We start from the raw sequence: 9912 nt of genomic DNA, 5'->3' as shown, positions 1-9912 counted from the left end.
GTTGCCGGTGTGCGTTCACTGGGGGGGGGCGCGGGGGGGGGGGGGGGGGGGGCCGCGGGGGGGGGGGGGGGGCCCGCCCCCCCCCCCCCCCCGCCGCTCAGTCGCCCGGAGACGCCCTGTGTGCCAGGGGCTTCGCGGGCAGTTCCTTGATCCGGACGTTGCGGAACGACACCTGGTCGCCGGCTCCGTGGTTCTGGATGCCGATGTGCCCGTCGCGCGGGCTCCGTGCCGGATCGGTGGTGGTGGGATCGCTGATCCGCACACCGTTGGGGCGGACGTGGAGGTGCTCGCCCTCCACCCGGTTCCCGTACGTGTTCCACTCCCCCGGCGGGTTCAGCGTGCGGTCGCGCTTCCCGAGGTCGGCGGACCGGAATCCGTGCACGGCCCCCGTGGTGCGGTCGGGGGCGTCGGAGGCGGGGAAGCCCGCGAACGCACCGGAGTTGTCGTCCCCGGCGGCCTTCCGGTCCAGCTCCGGCGAGTAGGAGCCGCCCGCGTGTCCGGTGTACCGGAGCGTCCCCGGTCCGCCGGACGACGTGGGCGTGCCGTCCGGTGACGGGGAGAGCCCGCCCGGTCCCGCCGCACCACCGAGGAGGAGGGCGGGGGCGGTACCCGTGGTCGGAATCCGTGCCGATGTGCGCATGACCGTCGCTCCTCCCGTCAGCCCGTGGTGAAGGTGAAGTCGTCCACGTCGTAGAGCGCGCCGGCGCCTCCCTTGAACACGAGGTAGAGCGTGGTGGTGCCGCGCGGAGCACGTGCGATGTCCGCGCCGACGTCCTGGAAGGTGTCCCAGCCGCCGGTCACCGGCACCGTCGCCCTGCCCAGCACGCGGCCGGTCGGGGAGCCCGCGCGGACTTCGAGGGTGCCGCCCGCGCCCGCCGAGGAGACGCGCGCCGTGATCTTCTTGGCGTCACCCAGGACGTACGGGGTGAAGGAGATCCAGTCGCCGTTGTTGATGTCCCCGACGGTCTTCCCGCCGTGTGCGGTGGCCCTCGACTGGACGGTGATGCCGGAGGCGTCGCCGTGGTGCTCGGCCTGGCGGTGCCTGGGCTGGAGCACATTGCGGTCGTGGGTGGTCAGCGCGGCCTGGCCGCCGCCTCCGCCGTCGGTGTACTCGGCGTCGAGGACCCCGAAGATGTTGGCGTCCTCGTCGTGCCCGCCGTCGGCGCTGGTCTGCAGGGTGCCCGAGCAGCCGTTCGCCGAGGTGAGCGGGTGGCCGTGGCTGTCGTGGCCGAGGACGAAGGTGACCTTCACCTTGGCGCAGTCGATCGCGCGGCCGTCCTCCGGGTCGGTGACCCGCACCTTGAACGGCACGGGATCGCCGAAGCTGAACAGCTGCCCGTCACCGGGGAGTTCGACGGTCACCTTGGGCGCGGTGTTGCCGACCACGATCTGCACGCTCGCGCCGCCGGTGCGGCCGGTGCTGTCCTTGGCGGTCACCGTCGCCGTGTACGTCCCGTTCCTCTTGTACTTGTGCGAGGGGTCGGCGGACGTCGAGGTGCCGCCGTCGCCGAAGTCCCAGCTGTAGGTCAGGGCGTCGCCGTCGACGTCCGACGAACCGGCCGACGAGAAGCGGACCTTGAGCGGCGCCTGCCCCGAGGTGCGGTCCGCGGCGGCCTGGGCGACGGGCGAGTGGCCGTCGGTGGCGTTCTCGATCCGGTAGAGGCCGGAGTTCTCGTCGCCGCCGAACCAGGCGGTGCCGTAGTCGAGGACGTAGAGCGCGCCGTCCGGTCCGAAGGCCATGTCCATCACCTGGGTGCCCGTCCACGGGACGGAGTTGATGGACCGCACGGTGCCGTCGGCGGCGGCGTCGATCCGCTTGATCCAGCGGCGGCCGAACTCCCCGGCGAAGAAGTTCCCGTCGTAGGCCTGCGGGAACTTCACCGGTGAGTCGAGCGAGGCGTCGTAGTGGTAGACCGGGCCGCCCATCGGGGACTCGGAACCGTCGCCGAACTCCGGTACGGACGCGCCGTCGTAGGGGATCCAGGCGGCCTGGGCCGGGGGCAGGTCGGTGAGCCCGGTGTTGTGGGGGGAGGTGTTCTTCGGCGCGGCGCAGTCGAAGGCCGCGCCGGAGGTCCTGGTCGCGAAGTCGTAGTCGACGTAGGCGTCGTTCTTGCCGGTGCAATAGGGCCAGCCGAAGTTGCCGGCGGCGGTGACACGGGCGAACTCGACCTGGCCGCCGGGGCCGCGCGCCGGATCGGCCGCACCGGCGTCCGGGCCGTAGTCGCCCACGTAGACGATGCCGGTCTTCTTGTCGACGCTGAAGCGGAACGGGTTGCGGAAGCCCATCGCGTAGATCTCGGGACGCGCCTTGTCCGTACCGGGCGCGAAGAGGTTGCCGTCGGGGACGGAGTACGAGCCGTCGGCGTTCACCTTGATGCGCAGGATCTTGCCGCGCAGGTCGTTGGTGTTGCCGGCCGAACGCTGGGCGTCGAAGGCCGGGTTGCGGTCGGCGCGCTCGTCGATGGGCGTGAAGCCGTCCGACTGGAAGGGGTTGGAGTCGTCGCCGGTGGAGAGGTAGAGGTTCCCCGCCGCGTCGAAGTCGATGTCGCCGCCGACGTGGCAGCAGATGCCCCGGGAGGTCTTGACGTCGAGGATCTGCTTCTCGCTGGCGTTGTCGAGCGTGCCGTCGGTCTTCAGGACGAAGCGGGAGAGACGGTTGACCCCGTCGAAGGGGGCGAAGTCGGCGGCCGTCCCGGTCTCGGGCGCGTCGCCCGCCGGGGTGTTCAACGGCGGGGCGTAGTAGAGGTAGACGAACCGGTTGGACGCGAAGCCGGGGTCGACGCCGACGCCCTGGAGGCCTTCCTCGTCGTGGGTGTAGACGTCGAGCCGGCCGGCGAGCCTGGTGTTGCCCGCCGCGTCGGTGAGGCGGAGTTCGCCGTCGCGCGAGGTGTGCAGGACCGAGCGGTCGGGGAGCACGGCGAGCGACATGGGCTCGCCGACCTCCGGTTCGCCCTTGGCGAGGGTGACCTGCTGGAAGTCCTCGGCGGCGGCCTTGTCCGGGCCGGCGACGGCTGCGCCGGCCGCGGGGGCGGTGAGGGTGAGGGACGCGGCTGCCAGCAGCGCGCCGCTGAGCAGGGCGAGTGCCCCACGGAGTCTGGGACGTCGTAAGTGGTGGGTGCGGCTGTTGTTCCGGTCGTTCGGGTGCACGAAATGCCTCCATGAAGGGGCTGGTCGTACGGGCGGGTGCGGTACGCCGGGGTGCGCCGTCACCCCGGAAGCATGTGGACCGTGTGCTGTGGCCCGGTGCACCGCCGCGGGCGGCGTTCGCCCGAGGGGACGAACGCGGCCCGCCGCGGTACTAGTCGTTGCCGCCGAACGCCGCGTCGAAGGAGGCCGACGGCGGCTCGAAGTCGTAGGCCTTGAGACGGGTCAGGGCCTCGGGTGCGCCCTGGAGCCGGTCCATTCCGGCGTCCTCCCACTCGACCGAGACGGGGCCCGTGTAGTCGATGGAGCGCAGCATGCGGAAGACGTCCTCCCAGGGCACGTCGCCGTGGCCCGCGGAGACGAAGTCCCAGCCGCGGCGCGGATCTCCCCAGGGCAGGTGCGATCCCAGGCGGCCGTTGCGCCCGTCGAGCCGCTTGCGGGCTTCCTTGCAGTCGACGTGGTAGACGCGGTCGCGGAAGTCGTAGAGGAAGCCGACCGGGTCGAGGTCCTGCCACACGAAGTGCGAGGGGTCGAAGTTCAGCCCGAACGCCGGCCGGTGGTCGACCGCCTTCAGGGCCTCGTGGGTGGTCCAGTAGTCGTAGGCGATCTCGCTGGGGTGGACCTCGTGCGCGAACCGCACGCCCTGCGCGTCGAAGACGTCCAGGATGGGGTTCCAGCGTGTCGCGAAGTCCTCGTAGCCGCGGGCGATCATCGACTCGGGCGCGGGTGGGAACATGGCGACCAGATGCCAGATGGCCGAGCCGGTGAAGCCGATGACGGTGTCGACCCCGAGGGCCGCCGCGGCGCGCGCGGTGTCGGCGATCTCGGCGGCGGCCCGCTGCCGTACGCCCTCGGGTTCGCCGTCGCCCCAGATGCGGGCGGGCAGGATGGCGCGGTGGCGTTCGTCGATGATGGCGTCGCAGACGGCCTGGCCGACCAGGTGGTTGGAGATCGCCCAGCACTTGAGGCCGTACTTGTCGAGGAGCGCGTGCCGGGACTCGACGTAGGCGGGATCGGCCAGGGCCTTGTCCACCTCGAAGTGGTCACCCCAGCAGGCGAGTTCGAGTCCGTCGTAGCCGAAGTCGCGGGCGAGGCGGCAGACCTCCTCGAGCGGCAGGTCAGCCCACTGGCCGGTGAAGAGTGTGAAGGTGCGCGGCATGGCTAGAGGTCTCCTCGAACCGCTGGGGAGGCGGCTGTCACGGGTGTGACGGCCACGGGGGTGTAGACGGAGTTCTTCTCGGCGCTCTCCTCGACCGCCGCGAGGACCCGCTGGACCTGGAGGCCGTCGGCGAAGGACGGCACCGGCCGCCGGCCCGCCGCCACGGCCTGCACCAGGTCGTGCGCCTGGTGGGTGAAGGTGTGTTCGTAGCCGAGGCCGTGGCCCGGCGGCCACCAGGCGTCCAGGTAGGGATGGTCGGGCTCGGTGACGAGGATGCGGCGGAATCCCGCGTGGGTGCCCGGCTCGGTGTGGTCGTGGTACGAGAGTTCGTTGAGCCGCTCCAGATCGAAGGCCAACGAACCGTGCTCGCCGTTGAGTTCGATGCGCAGGGCGTTCTTGCGTCCGGTGGCGAACCGGGACGCCTCGAAGGAGGCGAGGGCCCCGGAGGCGAAACGGCCGGTGAAGAGGGCGGCGTCGTCGACGGTCACGGTGCCGAGGCCGGCCGCGTCCGGTACGGCGGACAGACCGCTCGACGCGGCGGCGGGGAGCGGTCGCTGCCGCACGAAGGTCTCGGTGAGCGCGGAGACCCCGACGACCGGTTCGCCCGCCAGGTACTGGGCGAGGTCGACGATGTGTGCCCCGAGGTCGCCGAGCGCGCCGGATCCCGCGCGTTCCCGGCGCAGCCGCCAGGTGAGCGGGAACTCCGGGTCCACCAGCCAGTCCTGAAGGTACGTCACCCGTACGTGCCGCAGGGTGCCGAGCCGCCCCTCCGCGACCATGGTCCGGGCCAGTGAGGTCGCGGGCAGCCGGCGGTAGTTGAAGCCGACCATGGCCACCTGGCCCCGGGCGGCGGCGGCTTCGGCGGCCTCCGTCATCGCCACCGCCTCCTCGACGGTGTTGGCGAGCGGCTTCTCGCACAGCACGTGCTTGCCCGCGGCCAGGGCGGCGAGCGCGATCTCGGCGTGGCTGTCGCCGGGGGTGCAGACGTCGACGAGGTCGACGTCGTCACGGGCGATCAGCGCACGCCAGTCGGTCTCGGCGGCGGCCCAGCCGTGCCGGTCGGCCATGGCGCGGACGGCTTCCGCGTCACGGCCGCAGACCGCGGCGAGGACCGGGCGGCGCGGCAGGTCGAAGACGCGGCCCACGGTGCGCCAGCCCTGGGAGTGGGCGGCACCCATGAACGCGTACCCGACCATGCCCACGCCGAGCACCGGCTTGTCCGCCTCCCGCACCCAGGACCCCCGTACCGGGGTGCTTCCCGCCGACGTCCTCCGCACCGGGGACTCCCCCGGCGCCGCCTCCCGCAGGGCCACCGTCTCCCTCACGGTGGCGTCCCCCGCGGGTGCCGCCGCCCCTGCCTGCTCCACTCGGGCCGCCTCCGCCCCGGCCCGCTCGCCCTGGTGCGGCTCTCCCATGCGGATGTCCTCCTCGTCGTCGTGCGCCGTCGTGACGCTGTGGGGGCTGTGGACGCGGCGGATCACTTGAAGCCGGTGGACATGTACTGACCGACGTTGTCCTTGTCGACGACGGCGGAGTACAACGTGATCGAGGCCGGGATCTCGAACTCGGCGAGGCCACCCACCCCCTTGCCCTGACCGAGCGCGCGGGCCAGGTCGATCGCGGACGCGGCCATGGTCGGCGGGTACAGGACCGTGGCCTTCAGGACGCTGTTGCCCGCCTCGATGGCCTGGAAGGCGGAGAGCGCGCCCGCGCCGCCCACCATCAGGAAGTCGTCCCGCCCGGCCTGTTCGATCGCGCGCAGCGCGCCCACGCCCTGGTCGTCGTCGTGGTTCCACAGGGCGTCGAACTTGGGCTGGGCCTGGAGGAGTTGGGACATCTTGGCCTGGCCGGACTCGACGGTGAACTCGGCGGCCTGGCGGGCCACCTTCTTGATGTTCGGGTAGTTCTTCAGGGCCGCGTCGAAGCCCTGGGTGCGCTGCTTGGTCAGCTCCAGGTTGTCGAGGCCGGCCAGTTCGATGACGCGGGCACCCTGCTTGTCCTTGAGCTGCTCGCCGATGTAGCGGCCGGCGCTCAGGCCCATGCCGTAGTTGTCACCGCCGATCCAGCAGCGGTACGCCTGGGGGGTGTTGAAGATCCGGTCGAGGTTGACGACGGGGATTCCGGCGCGCATCGCCTTCAGTCCGACCTGGGTGAGCGCCTTGCCGTCGGCGGGCAGCACCACCAGGACGTCGACCTTCTTGTTGATCAGTGTCTCGATCTGGCCGATCTGCGCGGCGGTGTCGTTGGAGCCTTCGGTGATCTCCAGTGTGACGTCCGAGTACTTCTTCGCGCGGTTCTTGGCGTTGTCGTTGATCGCGTTGAGCCAGCCGTGGTCGGCCTGCGGCCCCGCGAAGCCGATGGTGACGTGCTTGCCGGGCTTGTCGTCGGCGGCCGGCCGGTCGTTGGAGGCCGGCTTCTCGTCCTTGGTGTCGTTGCTGGTGCAGCCGGTCAGGAGAGCGCCGGCCGAGACGGCGGCGGTCCCGAGGAGCAGTCCTCGGCGGCTGGTGACGTGCGTGGGTGCTGGCATGGCGGTGAACCCTTCCCGTGTCAGGTCGTGCTTGCGGTGCGCCGCTGGACCAGGACCGCGGCGACGATGATCGCGCCCTTGGCGATCTGCTGGACGTCGCTCTGCAGGTTGTTCAGCGCGAAGATGTTGGTGATCGTGGTGAAGATCAGTACGCCGAGAACGGAGCCGGTGATGGTGCCGCGGCCCCCGGTGAGCAGCGTGCCGCCGATGATCGCGGCCGCGATGGCGTCGAGTTCGTAGAGGTTGCCGTTGGTGTTCTGGCCCGAGCCGGACAGGATGACCAGCAGGAAGGCGGCGATGCCGCAGCACAGCCCGGAGAGCAGGTAGAGGTACAGCCGCTGACGTCGTACGTCGATGCCGGCGAGCCGGGCCGCCTCCGCGTTGCCGCCGACGGCGACCGTGCGGCGGCCGAAGGTGGTGCGATTGAGGATCAGCCAGCCGATGACCGTGACGACGGCGAAGACCAGGACCAGCGGGGGGACGCCGAGCACGTACGAGTCGCGTTCGCCGAGTTTCAGGACGCCGTCCACGCTGACGATCTGGGTCCTGCCGTCGGTGATCTGGAGCGCTAGGCCGCGGGCCGAGGCGAGCATGGCGAGCGTCGCGATGAACGGCACCATGCCGCCGTACGCGATGAGCAGGCCGTTGACCAGGCCGCAGCCGACACCGACCAGCACCGCGGTGAAGAGGATGCCCGCGAAGCCGTACTCCTGGGTGGCCACCGTGGTCGCCCACACCGAGGAGAGCGCGACGATCGCGCCGACCGACAGGTCGATGCCGCCCGAGGTGATCACGAAGGTCATGCCGACGGTGACCACGCCGATCACCGAGGCCTGGGTGAGGACGAGTTGGAGGTTGCGGGTGTCGAGGAACTCGTCGGGCTTGGTGATGCCGCCGATGACGATCAGGGCGACGAGCACGCCGAGCAGCGAGAGGGTGCGCACGTCGGCGCGGGCACCGAGGGTGCGCCAGGCGGGGAGTTCACCCATCGGTGGCACCTTGCCGGTGCTGTCCCGGGGCGGGGACACGGGCTGCGTCATGATGCCGGACTTCCTTCCATGACGAGGTCGAGTACACGGTGTTCGTCGAGCTCCCCCGCGGGGGCGGTGTGCACGACCCGGCCCTCGCGCAGCACCAGCACGCGGTCGGCGAGCCCCAGCACCTCGGGCACTTCGCTCGACACCAGCAGGACGGCCAGGCCCTCGTCGGCGAGGCGCCGGATGACCGCGTAGAGCTCGGCACGGGCGCCGACGTCGACACCGCGGGTCGGCTCGTCGAGGAGCAGCACCCGGCAGCCGCGCAGCAGCCAGCGCGCCAGGACCGCCTTCTGCTGGTTGCCGCCGGACAGAGTCCGGACCGGGACCGAGGGGTTGTCCGGGCGCAGCGACAGTTCGCGGGTCGCCGTCCGTGCCGCCCCCCGTTCGGCGCCGCGGTCGATCCAACCGCCGCGGGCGAAGCGGGACATGGAGGAGACGGAGACGTTGCGGGTGACGGACTCCAGCATCAGCAGGGCCTGGGCCTTGCGTTCCTCGGGGGCGAGCCCGAGTCCGGCGCGGACGGCGGCACGGACGCTGCCCGGCCGCAACGGCCGTCCGTCCACGTGGACCTGGCCGGCGGTCGGCCGGCGCGCGCCGTAGATCGTCTCCAGGATCTCGGAGCGTCCGGAGCCGACGAGTCCGGCCAGGCCGACGATCTCGCCCGGGCGCAGATCGAGGTCCAGCGGGGCGAACTCCCCCGCACGGGCCAGTCCCCGGACCCGCAGCACGGGCTCGGCCGTGGACCGATGTGCGGGCCGGTCCGGGAAGACGTACTCCACGTTGCGGCCCGTCATCAGCGCGACGACCTCGCGGGTCGGGGTGGATTTCGCGGGGAGACCGCCCGCCACGGCCCGGCCGTCCTTGAGCACGGTCACGCGGTCGCCGATGCGGCGGATCTCCTCCAGCCGGTGCGAGATGTAGACGACGGCGACGCCGTCGGCGGTGAGGCCGGCGACGATGCGGAAGAGGTTGTCGACCTCGTCCGGGTCGAGGGCCGCGGACGGTTCGTCCATGACGATGAGGCGTACCTCGTGGGACAGCGCCCGTGCCATGGAGACGATCTGCCGCTGGGCGGCGGAGAGTTCACCGACGAGCCGGGCCGGGTCGATCTCGGGGTGTCCGAGCCGTTCGAGCAGCGCGGCCGTCGAGGCGCGCGCCGCCTTCCCCCGTACGACGAAACCGGCCGAGGTGGGTTCGTGTCCGAGGTGGACGTTCTCGGCCACCGACAGGCCCTCCACCAGGTCGAGTTCCTGGTAGATGGTGGCGATGCCGAGGCGCATGGCCGCGATCGGGGAGCGGAGCGCGACGGGTTCGCCGCGCCAGGAGATCGTGCCGTCGTCGGGCTGGTGCGCGCCGGCCAGGACCTTGATGAGGGTGGACTTCCCGGCCCCGTTCTGGCCGAGCAGACAGTGGACCTCGCCGGCCTGGACGTCCAGGTCGACGCCGTCGAGGGCGCGGACGCCGGGGAAGGACTTGGTGATGCCGGACATGGTGAGCAGCGGTGGTTCTGGTGCCATGACGGTTCCCCTTGGCGGGCGTGCGGGCCGGTTTCAGGGCAGGGCGGGGCGGCGCGGAGAGCGGGGTGGAGCGCGGCAGGGCAGGGCGGAGCAGGGCAGCGACGGCGGAGCGCGTGGCGCTGATGCGGGTACGGGGTACGGCTGCGGTTGTGGTTACGCGGGTGAGAAGAGGTGGTCGCTGATGAGCCGTGCCGCGCCGATGACTCCGGCGGCAGGGCCCAACTCCCCCAGGACGATGGGCAGGTTGCCCGTCGCGAGCGGCAGCGACTGACGGTAGACCTGGGTGCGGATCGCGGCGAGCAGGGTGTGGCCGAGGCCCGTCACCCCACCGCCGATCACCACCAGGCCCGGATTGAAGAAGCTGACGAGAGCGGCGATGACCTGGCCGGTGCGGTTGCCGCCCTCGCGGATCAGGTCGAGGGCGGTGGCGGGGCCGCGGGCGCCCCCCGGGGCGGCCTAGCCTCGGCCGGGGCTGAGCCCCCCCCCCCGAACGCGCGGGCAGTAACACCCGGTTCGACCGCTCTCGGG

Annotated in this window: 6 protein-coding genes and 2 pseudogenes; all 8 read right to left on the bottom strand. The window is 71.8% G+C overall.

The annotated features are described in order from the left end of the window. Nucleotides 1-97: 97 nt before the first annotated feature. Nucleotides 98-577 (bottom strand): annotated as a pseudogene (locus ACFV2J_RS06310) (DUF1080 domain-containing protein); the annotation flags it as partial. An 80-nt stretch (nucleotides 578-657) separates the two neighbouring features. Further along, on the bottom strand, nucleotides 658-3147 hold the full coding sequence (locus ACFV2J_RS06305; RefSeq protein WP_385082521.1) for a PQQ-dependent sugar dehydrogenase: 2490 nt from the start codon (nucleotides 3145-3147) through the stop codon (nucleotides 658-660). Nucleotides 3148-3298: 151 nt separating this feature from the next. After that, nucleotides 3299-4303 (bottom strand): sugar phosphate isomerase/epimerase family protein, encoded by a 1005-nt coding sequence (locus ACFV2J_RS06300; protein WP_385083915.1) that lies wholly within the window; start codon nucleotides 4301-4303, stop codon nucleotides 3299-3301. A gap of 2 nt (nucleotides 4304-4305) precedes the next feature. Then, complete coding sequence (locus tag ACFV2J_RS06295; protein WP_385083936.1) at nucleotides 4306-5718, bottom strand: Gfo/Idh/MocA family protein; 1413 nt, start codon at nucleotides 5716-5718, stop codon at nucleotides 4306-4308. 62 nt (nucleotides 5719-5780) lie between these two features. Continuing rightward, complete coding sequence (locus tag ACFV2J_RS06290; RefSeq protein WP_385083916.1) at nucleotides 5781-6830, bottom strand: substrate-binding domain-containing protein; 1050 nt, start codon at nucleotides 6828-6830, stop codon at nucleotides 5781-5783. A 20-nt stretch (nucleotides 6831-6850) separates the two neighbouring features. Then, complete coding sequence (locus tag ACFV2J_RS06285; RefSeq protein ID WP_385083917.1) at nucleotides 6851-7870, bottom strand: ABC transporter permease; 1020 nt, start codon at nucleotides 7868-7870, stop codon at nucleotides 6851-6853. Further along, nucleotides 7867-9384, bottom strand: coding sequence for a sugar ABC transporter ATP-binding protein (locus ACFV2J_RS06280; protein WP_385083918.1), 1518 nt, complete (start codon nucleotides 9382-9384; stop codon nucleotides 7867-7869). The genes ACFV2J_RS06285 and ACFV2J_RS06280 overlap by 4 nt, the downstream gene beginning before the upstream one ends. A 153-nt stretch (nucleotides 9385-9537) precedes the next feature. Beyond that, nucleotides 9538-9819: pseudogene (locus ACFV2J_RS06275) on the bottom strand (ROK family protein); the annotation flags it as partial. Nucleotides 9820-9912: the final 93 nt, after the last annotated feature.

The sequence above is a fragment of the Streptomyces sp. NPDC059668 genome, from assembly GCF_042734135.1.
Lineage (GTDB): Bacteria > Actinomycetota > Actinomycetes > Streptomycetales > Streptomycetaceae > Streptomyces.
The sequence above is the reverse complement of the archived record's forward strand: the minus strand, read 5'-3'. Positions and strand labels throughout refer to the sequence as shown.